General features: G+C 45.1%; 18 protein-coding genes. 7 read left to right on the top strand and 11 right to left on the bottom strand.

Annotated elements, in window-relative coordinates:
• Positions 1 to 11: 11 nt before the first annotated feature.
• Positions 12 to 1202: an NAD(P)/FAD-dependent oxidoreductase gene (locus tag NSQ58_RS07460; protein ID WP_023990156.1), complete on the bottom strand. Its 1191-nt coding sequence runs from the start codon at positions 1200 to 1202 to the stop codon at positions 12 to 14.
• Positions 1203 to 1439: 237 nt separating this feature from the next.
• On the opposite strand from NSQ58_RS07460, the gene NSQ58_RS07455 reads away from it, so the two are divergent.
• Entirely contained in the window at positions 1440 to 2444 is a 1005-nt protein-coding gene (locus tag NSQ58_RS07455) for an NAD(P)/FAD-dependent oxidoreductase (protein ID WP_023990157.1), read from the top strand.
• A gap of 160 nt (positions 2445 to 2604) precedes the next feature.
• Here NSQ58_RS07455 and NSQ58_RS07450 read toward each other — a convergent pair whose 3' ends face one another.
• Both NSQ58_RS07450 and NSQ58_RS07445 read right to left on the bottom strand, forming a co-directional pair.
• Positions 2605 to 2748: a sporulation histidine kinase inhibitor Sda gene (locus NSQ58_RS07450; RefSeq protein WP_023990158.1), complete on the bottom strand. Its 144-nt coding sequence runs from the start codon at positions 2746 to 2748 to the stop codon at positions 2605 to 2607.
• 282 nt (positions 2749 to 3030) lie between these two features.
• Positions 3031 to 3687 carry a YheC/YheD family protein gene (locus NSQ58_RS07445; protein WP_023990160.1) on the bottom strand — a complete coding sequence of 219 codons (657 nt, stop codon included), beginning with the start codon at positions 3685 to 3687 and terminating at the stop codon, positions 3031 to 3033.
• A 218-nt stretch (positions 3688 to 3905) separates the two neighbouring features.
• Between NSQ58_RS07445 and NSQ58_RS07440 the strand changes: the two genes are divergently transcribed.
• Positions 3906 to 5441, top strand: a complete 1536-nt coding sequence (locus NSQ58_RS07440) for a Ppx/GppA phosphatase family protein (protein WP_069080304.1) — start codon at positions 3906 to 3908, stop codon at positions 5439 to 5441.
• Here the strand turns inward: NSQ58_RS07440 and ppk1 are convergent.
• The gene (gene ppk1 / locus NSQ58_RS07435; RefSeq protein ID WP_023990162.1) at positions 5401 to 7509 is read right to left on the bottom strand and encodes a polyphosphate kinase 1; all 2109 of its coding nucleotides are present in this window, start codon (positions 7507 to 7509) and stop codon (positions 5401 to 5403) included. The two genes, NSQ58_RS07440 and ppk1, sit on opposite strands and share 41 nt — an antisense overlap.
• 307 nt (positions 7510 to 7816) lie before the next feature.
• Between ppk1 and NSQ58_RS07430 the strand changes: the two genes are divergently transcribed.
• The 3 genes from NSQ58_RS07430 (at position 7817) to NSQ58_RS07420 (ending at position 9783) form a co-directional block, all read left to right on the top strand.
• A complete protein-coding gene (locus NSQ58_RS07430) occupies positions 7817 to 8062 on the top strand; it encodes a hypothetical protein (RefSeq protein WP_007431922.1) in 246 nt (81 codons plus the stop codon).
• Between the two features lie 200 nt (positions 8063 to 8262).
• Complete coding sequence (locus NSQ58_RS07425; RefSeq protein WP_069080303.1) at positions 8263 to 8925, top strand: futalosine hydrolase; 663 nt, start codon at positions 8263 to 8265, stop codon at positions 8923 to 8925.
• Positions 8926 to 9783: a 1,4-dihydroxy-6-naphthoate synthase gene (locus NSQ58_RS07420; RefSeq protein WP_069080302.1), complete on the top strand. Its 858-nt coding sequence runs from the start codon at positions 8926 to 8928 to the stop codon at positions 9781 to 9783. It begins immediately after the preceding gene.
• Between the two features lie 157 nt (positions 9784 to 9940).
• Here NSQ58_RS07420 and NSQ58_RS07415 read toward each other — a convergent pair whose 3' ends face one another.
• The 6 genes from NSQ58_RS07415 to NSQ58_RS07390 all read right to left on the bottom strand — a co-directional run bounded on the left by NSQ58_RS07415 (position 9941) and on the right by NSQ58_RS07390 (position 15172).
• Entirely contained in the window at positions 9941 to 10261 is a 321-nt protein-coding gene (locus NSQ58_RS07415; protein ID WP_023990165.1) for a hypothetical protein, read from the bottom strand.
• Between the two features lie 313 nt (positions 10262 to 10574).
• Positions 10575 to 10865, bottom strand: coding sequence for a hypothetical protein (locus NSQ58_RS07410; RefSeq protein ID WP_013311821.1), 291 nt, complete (start codon positions 10863 to 10865; stop codon positions 10575 to 10577).
• 18 nt (positions 10866 to 10883) lie between these two features.
• Complete coding sequence (locus NSQ58_RS07405; RefSeq protein WP_023990166.1) at positions 10884 to 11210, bottom strand: hypothetical protein; 327 nt, start codon at positions 11208 to 11210, stop codon at positions 10884 to 10886.
• Between the two features lie 28 nt (positions 11211 to 11238).
• Complete coding sequence (locus tag NSQ58_RS07400; RefSeq protein WP_048481562.1) at positions 11239 to 11583, bottom strand: YkvA family protein; 345 nt, start codon at positions 11581 to 11583, stop codon at positions 11239 to 11241.
• A 263-nt stretch (positions 11584 to 11846) separates the two neighbouring features.
• The gene (locus NSQ58_RS07395) at positions 11847 to 13613 is read right to left on the bottom strand and encodes an RICIN domain-containing protein (RefSeq protein WP_081376921.1); all 1767 of its coding nucleotides are present in this window, start codon (positions 13611 to 13613) and stop codon (positions 11847 to 11849) included.
• 641 nt (positions 13614 to 14254) lie between these two features.
• Positions 14255 to 15172 (bottom strand): DMT family transporter, encoded by a 918-nt coding sequence (locus tag NSQ58_RS07390; protein WP_075154714.1) that lies wholly within the window; start codon positions 15170 to 15172, stop codon positions 14255 to 14257.
• Between the two features lie 148 nt (positions 15173 to 15320).
• Here NSQ58_RS07390 and NSQ58_RS07385 point away from each other — a divergent pair, with 148 nt between their 5' ends.
• Both NSQ58_RS07385 and NSQ58_RS07380 read left to right on the top strand, forming a co-directional pair.
• On the top strand, positions 15321 to 16199 hold the full coding sequence (locus NSQ58_RS07385) for a LysR family transcriptional regulator (RefSeq protein WP_028541439.1): 879 nt from the start codon (positions 15321 to 15323) through the stop codon (positions 16197 to 16199).
• A gap of 354 nt (positions 16200 to 16553) precedes the next feature.
• Positions 16554 to 17261, top strand: coding sequence for a DUF421 domain-containing protein (locus NSQ58_RS07380; protein ID WP_023990171.1), 708 nt, complete (start codon positions 16554 to 16556; stop codon positions 17259 to 17261).
• A 20-nt stretch (positions 17262 to 17281) separates the two neighbouring features.
• On the opposite strand, the gene NSQ58_RS07375 is transcribed toward NSQ58_RS07380, so the two are convergent.
• Positions 17282 to 17725 (bottom strand): ferritin-like domain-containing protein, encoded by a 444-nt coding sequence (locus NSQ58_RS07375; protein ID WP_049828413.1) that lies wholly within the window; start codon positions 17723 to 17725, stop codon positions 17282 to 17284.
• Positions 17726 to 18068 lie beyond the last annotated feature (343 nt).

The following is an 18068-nucleotide window of genomic DNA, read 5'->3' as shown; positions in this document are numbered from 1 at the left end:
ACCTTTTGGCCTTAGAAAAACCGTCCTTTTTTCAGTACCAGTGGAATTCCGCCAATGATGAACAGATAGCGGAGATCCACAATTTTTTTCAATTGTGCGGCCACCCAACCTTTTATTTTGCGTTTGCCCACCACGGCGACGGCTTCCCCTTTTCCAAGAGAAGCAACCGTCCCTTTGTTGGAAAATATGAACTTGTGCAGCTCCTTTTTGCGAAGAGTAGCGGCCAGATTCTTGGCACAAAGAACCCCTTGCTGCATCGCAATTTGGGCAGTCGGTGGATAAGGGCGTCCTTCAGGATTAAACATCAGGGAGCTGTCCCCGATAATAAAAATATCATCGTGGCCCGGTGCACGCAGAAAATCGTCGATTTTCACCCTTCCGCGCATCACTTCGAATCCGGCTTTCTCGATTAATCCGTTCCCACGGATCCCTCCCGTCCAGACCACCGTGCACGCTTCGATTTTCTCCCCCTCACCAACGATTACACCATCCTGCAAGCATTCCTTAATCGGAATTCCAATGCGGAAGGTGACCCCTTTATGCTTAAGGACGTTCATCGCATACTCCACCAGCTCAGGATCGAACCCTGGCAGCGCCGTAGGAGCTGCCTCGACGTTAATGATTTGAATCCGGTTAAAATCGATGTCATAGGCTCTGGCCAGCTGTGGCAATCGATCCGCCAATTCTGCTACAAACTCAATGCCGCTAAAACCAGCGCCTCCTACGACGAAATTGAGGCGACCTGGTTTACCGTCATTTTTATACAGGGCCAGCTGGTATTCAATATGCTCACGAATCAGGCGAACCGAGTTAATACTGCGAATCGTCAGCGCGAACTTATCCATTCCCGGAATACCGAATGTTTCTGGCTCGCCGCCTAATCCAATGACCAAATAGTCATAGGAGAGTGATCCATCCTCCAGCACGATTTTTTTCTCCTTCGGTATGATTTCCTTAACCGTTCCTTTGACTAAATCCACCTTGAACTCATCGATTAGCTGGGCAATCGGAATCCTTGAATGCTCAATCGTATCCGTACCTGCCGCAGGCATATGAAGATGTGTCGTAATATAGTGGTAATCATGTCGATTGATCAGTGTGACATCCGCCTCATTGTGCTTGAGCTCCTTTTGCAATTGCTGAGCCGTCAATATACCGCCATATCCGGCGCCCACAATGACAATTTTGGGAATACTGCTCATGCTTCTACCCCTTCCGATATACATAATCATTAATTATTCACAGCTGTTCTCTCAAAACGGTTAATTTATACTCACAGAAAAGTCTTCATCAAATATTAACCGCTTTAACTTTGCAAGCGGAACCCAGCAGTTTATAATGATAAACAGTGAATCATGCGTTCGGCGGCTATCTGAACCTCTATGCGGCTGATTCAATATCTACAAATCCCATACTATCCCTTTCGGAGGTGTTTTAGAGTGACAGCTCAATCCACAGGTGCGGAAATCCGCGATCTGATTATTATCGGAGGCGGTCCAGCCGGTATTTTCGCCGCTTTTTACGGGGGAATGCGTCAGGCGTCCGTCACCTTAATTGAAAGTATGCCCCAACTGGGCGGCCAGCTTGCAGCCCTTTATCCTGAAAAATATATCTATGACGTCGCTGGCTTTCCTAAAGTGACTGCACAGGAACTGGTTAACAATTTGGTTCAACAAATGAACCACTTTAATCCAGAGGTGCAGCTAGAAGAGAAAGTCGTATCATTAGAGAAAAAGGAAGAACGCCACTTCATCGTAAAAACAGACAAAGGTGGCGAGTATCATGGTAAAGCGGTTATTATTACCGCTGGTGTGGGTGCTTTCGAGCCGCGCAGACTGGAGCTTCCAGGTGCCGAACGTTTTGAAAAAACGAACCTGCATTACTTTGTCAGCGACCTGAGCAAATTTGCAGGCCGAAAAGTGCTAATTAGCGGTGGTGGTGACTCTGCTGTAGACTGGGCACTTATGCTGGAACCGATTGCAGAACAGGTTACATTGATTCACCGCCGTGACAAATTCCGTGCGCATGAACACAGTGTCGAAAACCTCCTCGCTTCCAAAGTAAACGTTATTACACCAACGGAAATTACAGAATTGCATGGAGAAGACACAATTACGAAAGTCACTCTTGCTCATGTAAAAACCAAAGAAACACAGGAAATCGAAGTGGACGATGTGATCGTTAACTTTGGATTTGTATCCACACTTGGCCCAATTGCTGAATGGGGAATTGAAATCGAAAGTAACTCTATCGTGGTCGATTCTCGCCAGGAAACTAATATTCCCGGCATTTTCGCCGCTGGGGACATTACGACCTATCCAGGCAAGCTCAAGCTGATTGCGGTCGGCTTTGGTGAAGCTCCTACGGCAGTCAACAACGCCAAGGTCTATGTAGATCCAGATGCCAAGTTATCTCCTGGTCACAGCAGTAACATGAAATTGTAGTCTAGTTTAGACTATGACAAAAAAGGGTATTTTACTCCAAATTTGAATCTTTGGAGTGAAATACCCTTTTTTACGGTGTGCCTATTCGTTGCAGTGATTGTCCGTAAAGTCATCCGAACCCTGAATGACTTCACAGTCGCAGTACGAGAGCTTGTCCGGTCTAATGAAGGACTACGGCTGTATTCATCTCTAACTTTCTTTTGTGAATCTCAGCCAGCAACAGTGCAATGAAGTCACATTCAAGTTTAAGCTCGATTGCCATCTGATAGGAATCCAAAAGCATTTCATCCGTCAGCATAGCCATCCTCGACACAACCTTTCCTTTTATTTCAAAATCTATTCTATCAAAATACCAAAATCGGAACAAGCGTTCTGTTATCCACAGTCAATTGTGGAAATCCTGTGTATAAATTGTTGGTAAGTGTCGTTAACCCATATGTGTGACAGGGGATAATGTGGACAATATTTATACACAGAATTTTGACGCTCGAACACAAAAAAAATATTTTTATTATTTATATAAATATATTATATTTAGCGTCTTGTTAATAGATTATATTGGAATTTTTTTAAAGAAATCAGAAATTTATTGAGGTCTTGTATTAACCTCTAAAATCCATACCCGTCCACTCTGATCAAGCCCGTAATCAAATCCCAGTTGTCCGATCCCAGGAAATCTTCTTTCCAGTACAGGAATACAGCGCTGTGTAAGTTGAATGATTTCTCGCCGCTTTTGAATAGCAAGCCGCCGGGGATATATCATCCGAAGCGCCTCTGTTCCCTTCAGCAAAGTTCCCCCTTTGCACAGATTTGTAATGACCAGTCCGGGACGAGCATGACGTGCAACCACCGCACGAAAATCCCATCTCTGCCCTTCCTTCACGACTTTGACTCGATAGTCGACAGGTCTACCTTGAATACTTGCCAGTTGGATGCCTTGTTGAATGAGATATGGACGTTGGATTCGGAGCTTATTGATTCCGAATACAAGTGCTCTAAAATGACTGAACCGATGTGTATGCTCCATACGCGTACAGGCGTATCCTCTACGCTCCTTTGCCACACGCATGACTCCGATTCCTCCGCCTCCTTTTACAGGTTTTATAAATACAAAAGCATGCCGCCGCAGCATCATGCGCAATTGATCTTCACTATATAGACAGGTTTCCGGTATATAAACGGCGGTATGTGGATGGTGCAGCAGCGCCTTCGTCTTTAGCCATTTGCTTGCAAGTTGTCTCATCTAACCCTCTCCTTTCGCCGTCAGGTATACTTATACATACTCAACAGGAAGGTTCTATTCTTGGATGATTGTCGGTGGCATGTGTCTATTTCGACAAGATCATGGCGAACGGTAGCATGCACCGAACATCACTGGTACAATGACAATAATCTACTACCATTTGCACGGAGCAGCGGAAATTACCGGCAAATCGTTTTTTTCAACAAGGAGGTCAACTCATGAATAGCAAAATTGGCATCATGGACATTGGCTCAAACTCCATACGTCTGGTGATCTATGAAATGACAGAGACAGGAGCCTATCGAATTGTGCAGGAATGCAAAGAAGCTGCCCGACTGAGCGAAAAGGTTGGGGCCAACGGCCGTATGGAACGAGAGGCGATTCGAAGCATCGCTCCATTGCTGCGCCAATTTATGGCGGTATGCCATATGCACGGGGTTGTCCGTATGCGTGCAGCAGCAACAGCAGCCATCCGCAATGCCACGAATTCGGACGAAATCGTCCAATGGATCGCGGAGGAGACAAATTTAACACTGGAAATACTGAGCGGAGAGCAAGAAGGCTATGCCGGTTTTCTGGGAGTAGTGAACACTATGAATGTGAGTGACGGAATCATTATTGACATCGGGGGTGGCAGTACCGAAATTACGTTGTTCCGCGATCGAGAACGACTGCATACTGTGTCATTTCCCTTTGGCGCCGTCAATATGAATTGGCGCTTTGGACGTGAGGTCAAGAATGGCGAATGGTCTCCTCAGCAGATTGAGGAAATGGAGAGCTTTGTCCGTTCTTCCCTGCAAAATCATGATTGGATCTTCTCCAATCCGGGTCTGCCATTCATCGGGCTAGGTGGAACCCTGCGTACTTTGGCTAAAATCAATCAGAAACGATTGGATTACTCACTTCCTGTGACGCACCATTACGAAATGACGATAGAAGATGTCAATTACTTCTATGGAAGTCTGCCCCATCTGCCCTATGAAAAACGCAAAAAAACAGCCGGCCTGTCCAAGGACAGAGCCGACATCATTGTACCGGGTCTTATTATATTGAAAACGATATTTGAAGCTGCTCAAGGCTCCGCGTATTTGGTCAGTGGAGCGGGTCTGCGAGACGGCCTATTTCATGAGCTGGTCAACGCTGAACAGCCCGTGGTAGCTAATCCGCTTATCACATCCATTCGCAATATCCTTTCGTTTGCTGTCCCGGTTAGCGAAGCGCATGTCAAGCGAGTTAACGAGTACGCCGTCCGGCTCTATGACACATTAGCTAGCGGAACCTCAGCTGCTATGGACAAACGCTTGTTACTGACCGCAGCAACTCTTTACAAAACGGGAGCTGCCTTGAATTACTATCATTTCCGCCAGAATTCCGTATTCTGGATCTTACATGCAGGCATTGGCGGTTTATCCCATAGGGAAACGGTACTAGCCGCGTTGATCGCGGATTACCATCCCAAGAACCGGACACCCCGTTTGCTACGCACACATGCGGATATTTTGGAGCCTTCCGACGAGGAACGTGTACATCGGCTCGGCTCGCTGCTCCAGCTCGCGATTGGCATGGATCGGAGTGAGTCCGGAATGATTAGCAGCATCAATCCCACTACAGGGGATGATGCACTGCATCTTCGTCTGGAAAGCAAGAGTGAACCCATATTAGAACAACGGGAGCTGGAATCAGTTGCCAAGGATTTCCAAAAGGCATGGAATCTTACATTGTCGTGGTCCATTCTACCTTCTTCCAATTTCTAACCTTCATCGCTTCAGATTGGCTCCTGATGGGAGCCTCTTTGTCGTTTCTGGACACAAATTGATAGCTGCCGTTAGGCATAAGCTGGCGTGCCTTCACATTATCTCTTAACGATAAATGCAGAATATCTGCCAGCATTTCTTTGATCCCGTCATCATAAATCGGGCACATCAGTTCAATTCGGCGGGTCAAATTTCGCGTCATCCAATCCGCACTGGACAGAAACAACTCGGAATTGCCTCCATTTTCAAAATAAAACAATCTGGAATGTTCCAGGAAGCGGTCTACAATACTGATGACACGTATGTTCTCGCTGAATCCTTCCACACCCGGACGCAAACAGCAGACCCCTCTAATGATAAGATCAATCTTCACACCTGCTTGGGAAGCCGCATATAGTTCATCGATCATCTCCTGATTGGATAAGGAGTTGATCTTGGCAATAATCCGGGCGGGCTTACCTGCCAATGCTTGCTCAGCTTCCCTACGGATGAGTTCAAACAGCTTGTTCTTCATTCCCGTTGGAGCCACCGTAAAAGCTTGCAAAGTCTTGAGCGCAGAGAATCCCGTAATTTCATTAAACAGTTCGGAGGCATCCTCGCCAAGTACCGGATCCGACGTAAACAATCCGATATCTGTATACACGCGCGCCGTGCTTTCATTATAATTGCCTGTGCCTACGTGCACATATCGTTTGAGTGCGTTGCGCTCATGGCGTATGACAAGAATGATTTTGGCGTGCGTCTTCAAGCCAACCAGCCCATACACTACGTGACAGCCTGCTTTTTCAAGCGTACGCGCCCAGGCAATATTACGTTCCTCGTCAAAACGGGCTTTCAGCTCCACCACCACCGTTACCTGCTTGCCCGATTCGGCCGCACGTGCCAATGCCGGAATCAGCTTCGATTCCCCGTTGACACGGTACAGGGTCATTTTGATTGCCATCACATCCGGGTCCTCTGATGCCTCAATGATAAAATCAGTTACCGCATCGAATGATTCATACGGATGGTACACGAGCACGTCCCGTTTGCGAAGCACGTTGAAAATATCCTCTTGCGGGGGCAGTTCTTCCGGATACAGTGGTTTGATTGCCGGAAATTTCAAATGCGAATACCCCTCCAAATGATCGGCAAAAGACGACAAAAACGTCAGATCCAACGGCCCGTCCATCTCAAACACATGATCGAACAGCTTGAATTCGCGTTGAAGCTCCATCAGGGCATAGGGATGAATCCCTTTTTCTACTTCCAGTCTTACCGGCGCCCCCCGTCGTCTTCGACGCAGCTCTTTTTCAATCTCTTCGAGCAAATCTTCGATCTCTTCTTCATTAATGGACAAATCGGAGTTACGCGTAACACGAAAGGCATGAACCGCCTCCGGAACATATCCGGTGAACAGCGTTTGAATGTGATGCTTGATTAGTTCCTCAATTAAAATAAATGATTTCTTCTTGCTGTTCGACCGCAAAGGCACCGTAACAACACGTGGAATATTCGAAGGCACCTGCACAATGGCAAAAAGTGGTTTATCCTCCTCTGTATCCCCGGGACGTCTCAAGACGACCGCTAAATATACGTATTTATTGTGAACGAGTGGAAAAGGACGGCTCTGATCGACCGCCATCGGCGTGAGCACCGGAAATATAATTTCATGAAAATATGCATCCAGCGACTTGCGCTGTGTCGTATTTAAGCCTTCATATTCGAGCAGTAAAAGACCCTTTTTCGTCAAGAGGCGAGAAATATCACGATAGGTCCGGTATTGTTCCGATACCATCGAGACGGTACGCTTGATCAGGCGTTTGTACAAACCGGAGGGGGTATATCCCGTAAAATCCTTTTGCATAAAACCCGCCTTGATCTTCTCGCGCGTCTCTGCAACACGTACAGCCATAAACTCATCCAAATTGCTAGATACAATCGCCAAAAATTTGGCTCTCTCCAGCAACGGTGTATCTGCATCCTGAGCTTCCTGAAGCACACGGCGATTAAATTCAATCCAGCTTAAATCTCGGTTAAAGTAACGTTCTGACCCGGCTTTATCCTTATTCTGACTCTCTATCAACATATGGCCTCCATCAATTCATGCAGTATAGTTACCCTTTATTGTACTATTAGATGAAACGCACTAGCATCACAGCAGTGTAAACGCAATGTAAAATGTGTGTAAACACAAACTGGATGTTTGAAAAGGTCAATCGGATGCTTTACAAAAATAGCATTAAGCGGTACAGTGTTTACGTCTGTTTCATAGAGTAGATTGACGAACCGTTCCTTTTTCAGTTGTTTATGTTCATTATGATGTGTAGTAACCACTTAGAAGCCACGTTCAATTGCTGATTTTCAAATGGCATGATATAGGGAGGATTTACGTTATGGAACCCAAGAAAACGCCACGCGTACTGCAAAAAAACATCGAATTTTTCACCGCGGCGCTATCTCAACACCTCGTTTCGGTCTGGCAAGAGGACCCTACAGGTGTATACTGTGAGATTGGCTGTGGATATATCGAGTTATTCAGTAGCGAGATGATTCGGGTGCGCAATCAAGATGGAACCCCAAGCCATTATGACCGCAATATTACCATGTTTCAGTTAATCACGAAGGATCAGCCGATATAATTATTATATGCTATGCCTGCGCTGTTCTTCCAGATTAGAATTGTTTTATGTTACAATTACCGATTTTCATATCTGCTGAATCCTGCAGTTTTTCCAAAAAGCGCCTCAGAGCGCTTTTTTTGTCGACTTTTTTTGAACATCGTTTCGAAAAGCAGTATGATAAGGGAGCATATTACCTAAATTTAAAGGGGAATCAACCGATGGAGCATACAACATCAGATGGACGCATCCTGGTTATGACCGCGGTTGAAGGCGAACGGGAAGCTGTACTGCGGGGCCTGAAAGGCGATACCCGTTTTGTGGTCGAGCTGGCTGGCGTGGGCGCACCGTCCGCAGCGGCTTCAACCGCGCTAGCACTGGCGGCGGCTGGTGACTACCGACTGGTTATCAGCGCCGGAATTGGTGGCGGCTTCGTGGAGGTCGCTGAACTGGAAAGCGTCGTTGTTGCTGACGCGATCATTGCCGCCGACCTGGGTGCCGAGACGGCAGAGGGCTTCAGCAGCGTGGACGAGCTGGGTTTCGGCTCAAGCCGAATTGCCGTGAATGTTGCCACCGCGCAGCGATTCGTTCAGGCGTTGCGTGCCGTTGGACAGACAGCTGTCGCGGGGCCGATCCTGACCGTCTCCACGGCCACCGGTACGGCGGCAACAGCGGAACGACTGGCCAAGCGCGTTCCCGGAGCCGCTGCCGAAGCGATGGAAGGCTACGGCGTAGCCGTGGCGGCAAATAGGCTGGAACTGCCGACGATGGAAATCCGTACGATTTCCAATGCTGTCGGTCCACGTGACCGTGTAGCCTGGCGGATCAAAGAGGCTTTGCAAGCGTTGGAAGCCGCATTTTCTACATTAACGGAGGTTATATAGATGCAAATTGCTTTTTCACCTTGTCCTAACGACACTTTTGTCTTCCATGCCCTGGCGCATGGATTGATTCCGGGCGCACCCGCGCTGGACATTACATTTGCCGATATCGACATCACCAACAATCTGGCGATCACACCAGACGGACTCGATATCATGAAAATTTCGTATGCTGCACTCCCTTGGGTGCTAGATGAATATGCCCTGTTGCCTTGCGGGGGCGCACTGGGCCGGGGTTGTGGGCCGCTCGTGCTGACCAGGGAAGGTTCCACGATCGAAGGCCCGGAAGCCCTGTCTGGCAAGCGTGTAGCCGTTCCGAGTGAACGTTCCACTGCCTATCTGCTGTTCCGCCTGTGGGCAGCCAAGCATGTGCCTGGGGGTGTCGGCGAGATCGTCGTGATGCCGTTCGACCAAATCATGCCTGCTGTCCGTGACGGGGAGATAGATGCCGGACTGGTTATTCATGAAGCACGGTTCACGTATCCGTCCTACGGACTTAGTAAGCAAGTCGATCTGGGGAACTGGTGGGAAGAAGATACAGGGCTGCCGATCCCGCTCGGAGCTATCATTGCCCGCCGTACGCTGGATCTGGATGCGATCACAAACTGGATACGCGCCTCTGTCGAATATGCTTGGAAGCATCCTGAAGCTTCGCGTGAATATGTATTGTCTCATGCGCAGGAACTTTCACCCGATGTCGCCCAATCGCATATCGACCTTTACGTAAACGATTTTACCGCCAATCTGGGCGACAGCGGATATGCCGCCATCGAAGCTTTGCTTGGTCGCGCTGCGCAGGCAGGGCTGGTACCTTCGTTTGATTTAGCCCAACTGCGCCCTACTTCCACAACAACACGTTAAAAGGGACAGACATGCCATGCATGTTTTCATGCTGAATAGAGTAGTTTAAACATATAAAACCTCCCGAACGAGCACATGGCCTAGCCAGGCGCCCCATTCGGGAGGTTTTATCATTTCATATGGCGAATCCTCATTCGGACTCGCTTGATCCTTATTCTTAGTTCTGTTCCTGCTCCACAACCTCGGTCTTAAATACGTTATCCAGTTTGGTACCCAATCTTTTGACCAGCGGCACCTTGATATCCCGGCTCAGCTCCTTGAAAAAAGCGTCCATGTCACAATTAATCTTATCCAACACGACCTTCACGGTACCCTCTTCCAAGATCTGCTCATTCAGATCCTCCGGTACGGTAACCGAGATATCATACTTCTTGCTTAACGTTTTAATGTAGCGGGTAAAGATTTCGATAAGCTCCTCATTGTTGAACTTCTCAACTGCAACTTGCCCTTTGTTAGTAAATTTCAAATTCACTCTCACGTTAGCATTTCCCCTTTTCCTTTTGACCATTTATTTTGGATAAACGTTGAACCTTTCAGAGGCTCTTCAAAGAAAGGGCCTTACCGGTCGTTTTAGACTCTTGTCCTTTGATATACTAAGTATAACACATTAAGGCCGTTTTCATTTCCCAACTTGTCGTTTTATGATAAAAAATGATACAATTTGCGCATTTTCAGCATAAATTCTTTCTTTTCATGCCAATCATTAGAAATAGTTTATACACAAATACACAAAAAAACGCCTATCTCGCAAAAGAAAGACGTTTCCGTATAGATGCCTAAGTGGTATGCATTTACAGAGGTTTCGTACATTCCCAACCGTGTGAACGATACTCACGCACAGCGTCTCGTATATCCTCAATATCATCAGAATGCAGCAAAACGGCAGGTAGAATTACCCAATATTCATTCTCCGCTAGATCAATAAATACGTCCTCGACATCGTAATATTGCATATCGCCAAATGCCGTATCCCTAATTTTCTGTCCAACCAAAGGTGTAAACTGGGAATCAAATGTTTTCATCACCTTCGTATATTCCTTCACGCCCGTTGCCGAGATCTGCTGTGAAATAATGACGCTCAATGCTGTTACCTCCCTGACCTAATAATGCTCATTATACCCTTCTCTCAGACCTTCTACAAAACCTTGTGCAAAAAAAATCATAAAAATCAATAGGCCGATGCCAATAGCTACGGAGCTGATTACGATAATGAAGATCCCCTGCGTGTCTCTTTGTTCCATCTTTTTAGTCAAAATTCCGAAAACAAGACCTATGATCCCCAACAAGCCTCCAACGACAAAAAAACTAAATACGAACCCCAAACCTGCAAAAATCCAGCCAAATAGAGCGAGCACCCAGCCCTGCGGCTGTGGCTCACTCTGTTTCATCTGCCAGCGTTCCCTCGCTGTAGGTGTATATCTGTCCATTCCTTAGCTCCCCCGCTCATTGCATCTCTTAAGAAAAAAATTCGCTCGCCTTCTCCCGATGGACAGGCTTGATATGCATGTCCAACACTTTCAAAGCTGCCAGCACAATCCCCGCATCATCTGTAAAACCCAACATTGGAATAACATCTGATATAGCATCTAATGGAGAAATAAAATACGCTAAGGCTCCGAATGCTACCCCTTTGGCATACAGAGGCGTTTCAGGATCTATCGCACAATAGTACATAGCCACCGCATCCTTCACAAAGGGAACTTTTCCAGCCGTGGACTTTACCTTATTGAAAAATCCCTTTTTCACCTGTTCTTCCTGTTTTGGATCATACTTGGCTTTGGTTACGTCAAAATCCTTCATAGGTTCCTCCTCTTGCTGACTGGTGAGTTTGAAAGTGCCACCTTCCCGCTTACCAAGCGGATAATTTTGAACCGTCATTTTCACTAACTCAACAGACTTATAGTCATATTTTACTATGACCTCCTTTGATATTCTAGTATATTTTTCCTATTCCTTGCTCCTATGTATTTGTACATGCTTTTGCTTACGATTCCAGAACAAACTAAACGACCTTTCCCATTAGAATTTCGAGAAAAGGCCGTTACTAAAACAATATGAATCTTTTACTGTTTACCGTTGCTATAAATCGTGCTTAACTTGGATGTTGCTCTGATGCCATTCGGACCTTCAATAATGGCATGTCCTTGTTCAGTATAGCTCGATCCTGCCCAGTCGTTTGACATATCCAAATATTCTAGACCTGATCCATTTCCTTTCCAAGACCATCCAAGATAACCTACACCTTTTTGTTGGGCATAACTCATAATGGTGGCCTCGTCAACATCACCATTTGTATGCTTGATTCCGAATTCTCCAATGATGAGAGCTAGATTTTTGTTTAATACATTGTCAATATTGCTTTTTACTGTTTCGGCATTTCCCCCAGCGTATTCGTACATATGAATGGAGAACATCGTATTTTTAAGCGGATCGGCATCAAACACTTGCGTTCCGTAGTCAAAAATCGACTTCGGATATTGCCCCCACCCAGCGGCGTCAACCATAATGGTATTTTTGATGCCAGCATTTCTTAGCTTTGGAATAACTGATTTATACCCCTGTGCCCAGCCGTTCCCATCCCAAGTACCAAACCATTCATTCGCGATGTTGAGAATGACTGTATTTTCTTTTCCAATCAGTGCACTTTTCATTTCAATCCAGTAATCTGCGATTTTATTCAACACAGCAGCATTATCATTTCCCGTACCATCATGTACTTCAAGGATAACAACCAATTTGTTTTGTTCTGATAAAGTGATCAGGTTTTGCAACGCTGACAAATCATCTTTCGTCCATTGTTGACCGTCAGACAGCACGATTCTAATCGTGTTCGCTCCGGTTTGGGCAATTGCAGGTATCGCAACCGACTCTTGACCTTTGTACCAAGTGTAAGCGTGATTAACTCCTCTCATGACAAAGGGATTTCCGTTGCCATCATAAAGCGTCGTACCTTTAACATAAAATCCTGTATTTTGAGAGGAGTCGGAACTTGTTGTTACTTTTAAGACATTACTTGGTTCCGAAATATTGCCTGCTGCATCTTTCGCTTTTACAGTGAAGTTGTAGGATGTGTTCGCAGTGAGACCCGTCACTGTATAACTTGTTGTGGTGCTCGTGCCTACCAGATCTGTTCCGTTATAAATAACGTAGCCAGTTACACCTACATTGTCTATTGAGGTCGTCCATGTAAGAGTGACAGATGTGCTCGTCTTGGATGAGCTTTGGAGGTTTGTTGGGGCGGTTGGAGGTGTCGTATCTGTTGTCGTATCAATCTGTGTGAATCTCCACCTTTGCTGAGCGCTACCGTTGTCGGCCCATTGTTGAACGTTTGCACCGTCATGGGTATAACCACCGACAACATCCAATGCTTTACCACTAGATTGCGAGATCAGCTTATAATATCCACCACCAACGTCAATGATTTTCCATTTTTGCTGAGCGTTCCCATTGTCTGTCCATTGTTGAACGTTCGCTCCGTCATGGGTATTACCACCGGCTACATCCAATGCTTTGCCACTAGATTGCGAGATCAGCTTATAATATCCACCACCGACGTCAACCACTCTCCACTTCTGTTGCTCCTTTCCGTTATCGGTCCATTGTTGAACATTCGCTCCGTCATCCTTTGATCCCCCTTCAACTTCCAGGCTTTTTCCGCTATGCTGTGCAGTAATTTTGTAAACAGCATCTGAAATAATATCCGATTGGGCAGACGGTGTTGAATCAAGCGCTAGATTAGTAACTCCATCATTGTTAGCGCTTACAATCATGGTCGGCAATATATAAACAAGCATACTCAACGAGATCAAACACGACAATAACTTCTTCATTTTGTAACCTCCAGGTAACCAGCGTTACAATTCACCGTTTGCTCGAAGTTTCCAACATTTCTATTTAACTGCATCTCGACTTACCCCTCTCCTTAGCTTATATATTCAAATTTCCATCCCTTAGGCACGTACTACGATCTCTCCCTTCCGGCCATAATTCGGAAAAGAAAAAAGAACCAAAAAGAGCTCTATCCTAATATTAGGTAAACGCTTTCAATTATTCCAAACTAATTATGTGATTGGGAAATGAATTCTTACTCATTCTAGTTTACGTTATACTAAATGTCAATTGTTAGCATAACAAAAATACGCAAAATACAATCATTACAAAAAAACAAACACCATATAAACATAACAAATTAGTGATATTGAGTATCACGTTTCTTTTATCACCTCTTTTTTTGCTCTAAAATATTATATTCATTGAATTCTTTACATAAGAACGAAAACTAGAAAAAAACAAAAAACCTTTAACGTAATTTTGTTAGTTTAATGTTTTTTATAACAGTACATCTTGTTAGCTAATTTGGTACGACAAACCTCTTTGAAAATCATAGTCAAAAAAAGCACGCTATATTGGTACTACCAATATGCGTGCATGAAAGAAGTTATTGAAGTTCTTCTTGATCCATCGCCCCCCGTTAATCCTCAAATGTCTCACCGTTCTGATACTTGGTGGATAACTCTATTCTTTCTTTAATATTTACCAGATACACACTGCCTGCAATCAGCACCAGTCCCATAACAAACGTCAAAGTAAGTGATTCCTTGAGCATTACCATACTAAAGACCGTGGACAACACCGGTATCATAAACGTATAGGAGCCGACGGTTCCTGCATCTCCGTTATCGATCAGTTTAAAATAAATCATCCAGCCCATCGCAATCACGAATATCGAAATAAACAATAAAATCGCGATAAAGGAGGTAGTCCAGTGAATATCGCTCCATTTCTCGGTCGTAAATCCAATCCCATTGAGTATGATCCCCCCAAAAATGAGCTGCATCGTCACCGCCCAAATGGAGTCCAATTGATTGCTTTTTTTCTTCATATAAATCGTTCCAAGCGCCCAGCACAGTCCTGAAGCTAGTCCCAACACAATGCCCAGTACCGACAAATGCCCTGCCATCCCACCAGAGCTAATCACGATCACCCCGCCAAAACCCAGTACCAGTCCAATGACCTTCAGGGGAAACATACGCTCCCCCAACCACATCCAAGAGAATAATCCCAACAAGATCGGCTGAAGGAACACTAAAGTGGAAAATAACCCAGCAGGCAAATAACGTAGCCCTACCGTCTGCAAGCCATAGTAGCCTGCAATATTAAATATGGCCAGCACAAGATAAGTCCACGCATTCTGTCTAAAGCGCAAGGTTTCCCGGTGACGCATAGCGAACAATAGCAGAATCACACCACCCAGTAGGGTACGGATTCCTGAAAAAAATATCGGCGGTGTATCTGGCAAAGCCAGCTTGGTCAACGGCCAGTTGATCCCCCATACCATCACTAATATCAAGACAAGCCACAGTGTAGCTTTAGGTGTTAATTTTTTCATAGATGTCTTCTCTCCCTTAGATTTTCATCGCTCATTGCTACCGACTAAAATCTGAATAGCCGTTTGCAAAGTTTTGCTTTACTAGCGTATACTGTGATCACTAATAAATAAAATGAATGTTTTCAATAAGGGAGATAACTTTTCACTTATGACCATTACTCAAATTATGATCTTCGTTCGCGTAGCTGAAACGCTAAGCTTCACCCAAACTGCTCATGAGCTGCATATGACGCAGCCCGCGGTCAGCCATGCCATCGCCAGCATCGAAAACGAGCTGGATGTCCAGCTATTGCTGCGCGACCGAAAAAAAGGAGTGCTGCTGACAGACATCGGGCACAAGGTACTGCTGCAATTCCGTATGATGCTGCAAAGCATGGAAAAGGTACAGCAGCAGGTGGCTGCTGAAAAAGGTCTAGACGTGGGCACGATCACGATCGGTGCCTTTCCTTCTGCCTCAGCCTATTTTCTGCCCCCGATTATTCATCATATTCGTCAGCATTATCCGAACCTTGTTTTCGACCTACATGAAGGCTCCACGAATGAAGTCAAGGAGTGGGTTCATACCAGAGAAATCGAAGCGGGTATCATCCTGCTACCAGACCCTCAGGTAGATGTCATCCCTTTATGTCAGGATGACATGGTTATTCTCCTGCCAGACGGTCACCCTCTACAATCGCACAACAAAATCGCCATTCGAGACTTGAATGAGCAGGATATGATCTTTTGTAAAGGTGGACATGAGGTCGCCATTATGGAAGGTTTTGAACGCGAACAAAGTCAGTTGCAGGCACAATTCATTACTCATAATATCAGCACCTTGGTCAGCATGGTTCGACAAGGACTGGGTATGGGCATTGTTTCTTCACTCGCCTTGTCCACGTTCCCCCATGATCTGACCGTCAAGGAGACTTCACCTCTGATCACACGCCAAATCGGTATCGCTGTACCATCCCTGCATAATGCTTCACTTGCTGTACAGTTATTTGTGCGAACCGCGCAGGAGCTATTTACGGATTCGAAGCAGTAGAAGCATTGGATCATGATCATAAGGAGGTCTATTCATATGCAGAGAAATCAAATCATTCGACCAAATAGCTAAATTTCTAACCCATTTCAGGTGGTTTTAGGGAAAGACGGAAACAATTCGTGGGGCCGAAACAATTGGTTGCCTATGCTGGACTACGACAAAGAGCAAATCAAAAATTAAAGGTCTATTAAGAAAAGAAAAAGAAAGAAGGCAAGCCTTACAAGGTAGCTGGGATCGCCTGCGCCAACAAGCTTATACATCACATATAATGCATTAATTCCACTGGTATATTATTCTAGCGCAGCGGGTAACCTATACTGAATACCTGCAATTTTTAAACTAGGAGGGTTTTGCATGGACCATCTCGCTATTTTGATCAGAAGTTTCTCTGCATTCGTTATCCTCATGCTAATTGGGAGAATACTGGGGAAGCAAACCCTCTCCAATATGAACTTTCACGAATTCGTGACGGCGGTCATATTAGGGGCTATAGCAGCCAACTTTGCCTTTAACGAAAAAATAGAAGTTGTCCACCTATTAATAGCCCTGTCTGTTTTTACAATTACTTCTTATGTTTTATCCAAGTTTTTTTTGAAATTCAGAAACTTTAAGATGTGGACAGAGGGAGCACCCACCGTTCTCATAGAAGGAGGGTTCATTCTCGAAGATAACTTAAAAAAAAATAATATGACATTAGATTCTTTAAATCAACAGCTTCGCCAGAAAGAAATTTTTAATATAGAAGAAGTGGAGTACGCCCTCCTTGAGATTAACGGAAAACTATCTGTTCAAAAGAAAAAGGAACTGCAAGCCGTGACATTAAAAGACCTGCAGTTGAATGCAGGTAATGCCACACAGTTCCCAATTGAGCTTGTAATCGACGGACAGCTTTTACATGGCAATTTAAACTCCAATCATATTCCCGAATCATGGCTGCTGTCTCAACTGAAGGCACGCGACAAAAAGTTAGAGGACGTATTCTATGCCGTTAAAGGCAGCAACGGCCAACTCTATGTGGATGAATATAAGGATAAAATCCAGCATCCAATTGATGTGGAGTAGTATTGACTTTCGATCAATAGTTACCTGAGATTCAACGTAATCAGATAATTGTATTTGGCAGCGTGCTTAAGCTCATCCAATATGATACCGTACACCGTGTCCTTATAGATGCCAGCAGGCAATCCAAACCAGATGTTGCGGTATCGTTCCACCGCACCCAACTCTCCCATCAAGGCGCGCTGTAAACCTTCTGTATAAGATTGCACCCTCTCATATTGCTCACTACTGATGCCTGCAATTTCTTGTCCTGTCAAAGCCCGATACATCTCTCTGAACATTTTATTGTGGCCGCGCTCATCGTTACGGATGCTTTCAATAATAGCCACCTGCTCTTGTGAGGGAGCCAAATTGATCAATTCATCGTAGAACAACTCATCGTTACGCTCCCCTTGTACCGCTTCCTTTATCATTTGTACTGCTTTCGGAAATCCTGTGTTCCAGATAGGTACAAAATTGGCCCGCATATAGTATGAATTTCCCCAGTAAGAAGGTACTTGATACAAGTTTATCTCCTCCCGATGTTAGTTTTTAGAAAGTATATGCGCATCTGCCCATGTCGGTTCCTAGCATTAGGAAAATATACTGATGATAGCTAACACCGGGGAAGAACTCACTAAAAAATCAATTACAATTTGTGTCCTAGTTGAAAGTGCTGCATCTATTGCTTCCAGATAATAAAAAGCACCTATTAATGTCCATACTGCTTGTTTCAAGGTTGATACGGGTATGCAAGCTATAAGTTATAGAGAAATAGACGAGGGACTATTTGACAAACATTAGCTGGTTTTCTTGTCTTAATATGGTCTA

Origin of the sequence: Paenibacillus sp. FSL M7-0134 (genome assembly GCF_038007865.1) — a bacterium.
Taxonomy (GTDB): domain Bacteria; phylum Bacillota; class Bacilli; order Paenibacillales; family Paenibacillaceae; genus Paenibacillus; species Paenibacillus polymyxa_B.
The sequence above is the reverse complement of the archived record's forward strand: the minus strand, read 5'-3'. Positions and strand labels throughout refer to the sequence as shown.

What these genes read in the sequence shown, in the direction of transcription:
- NSQ58_RS07425 (WP_069080303.1), top strand. Translation starts at nt 8,263, where the DNA reads ATGGAGCATACAACATCAGATGGACGCATCCTGGTTATGACCGCGGTT.
- NSQ58_RS07430 (WP_007431922.1), top strand. Translation starts at nt 7,817, where the DNA reads ATGGAACCCAAGAAAACGCCACGCGTACTGCAAAAAAACATCGAATTT.
- NSQ58_RS07405 (WP_023990166.1), bottom strand. Translation starts at nt 11,210, where the DNA reads ATGGACAGATATACACCTACAGCGAGGGAACGCTGGCAGATGAAACAG.
- NSQ58_RS07445 (WP_023990160.1), bottom strand. Translation starts at nt 3,687, where the DNA reads ATGAGACAACTTGCAAGCAAATGGCTAAAGACGAAGGCGCTGCTGCAC.
- NSQ58_RS07400 (WP_048481562.1), bottom strand. Translation starts at nt 11,583, where the DNA reads ATGAAGGATTTTGACGTAACCAAAGCCAAGTATGATCCAAAACAGGAA.
- NSQ58_RS07450 (WP_023990158.1), bottom strand. Translation starts at nt 2,748, where the DNA reads ATGGCTATGCTGACGGATGAAATGCTTTTGGATTCCTATCAGATGGCA.
- NSQ58_RS07395 (WP_081376921.1), bottom strand. Translation starts at nt 13,613, where the DNA reads ATGAAGAAGTTATTGTCGTGTTTGATCTCGTTGAGTATGCTTGTTTAT.
- NSQ58_RS07420 (WP_069080302.1), top strand. Translation starts at nt 8,926, where the DNA reads ATGCAAATTGCTTTTTCACCTTGTCCTAACGACACTTTTGTCTTCCAT.
- NSQ58_RS07385 (WP_028541439.1), top strand. Translation starts at nt 15,321, where the DNA reads ATGACCATTACTCAAATTATGATCTTCGTTCGCGTAGCTGAAACGCTA.
- NSQ58_RS07460 (WP_023990156.1), bottom strand. Translation starts at nt 1,202, where the DNA reads ATGAGCAGTATTCCCAAAATTGTCATTGTGGGCGCCGGATATGGCGGT.
- NSQ58_RS07390 (WP_075154714.1), bottom strand. Translation starts at nt 15,172, where the DNA reads ATGAAAAAATTAACACCTAAAGCTACACTGTGGCTTGTCTTGATATTA.
- NSQ58_RS07440 (WP_069080304.1), top strand. Translation starts at nt 3,906, where the DNA reads ATGAATAGCAAAATTGGCATCATGGACATTGGCTCAAACTCCATACGT.
- ppk1 (WP_023990162.1), bottom strand. Translation starts at nt 7,509, where the DNA reads ATGTTGATAGAGAGTCAGAATAAGGATAAAGCCGGGTCAGAACGTTAC.
- NSQ58_RS07375 (WP_049828413.1), bottom strand. Translation starts at nt 17,725, where the DNA reads ATGCGGGCCAATTTTGTACCTATCTGGAACACAGGATTTCCGAAAGCA.
- NSQ58_RS07380 (WP_023990171.1), top strand. Translation starts at nt 16,554, where the DNA reads ATGGACCATCTCGCTATTTTGATCAGAAGTTTCTCTGCATTCGTTATC.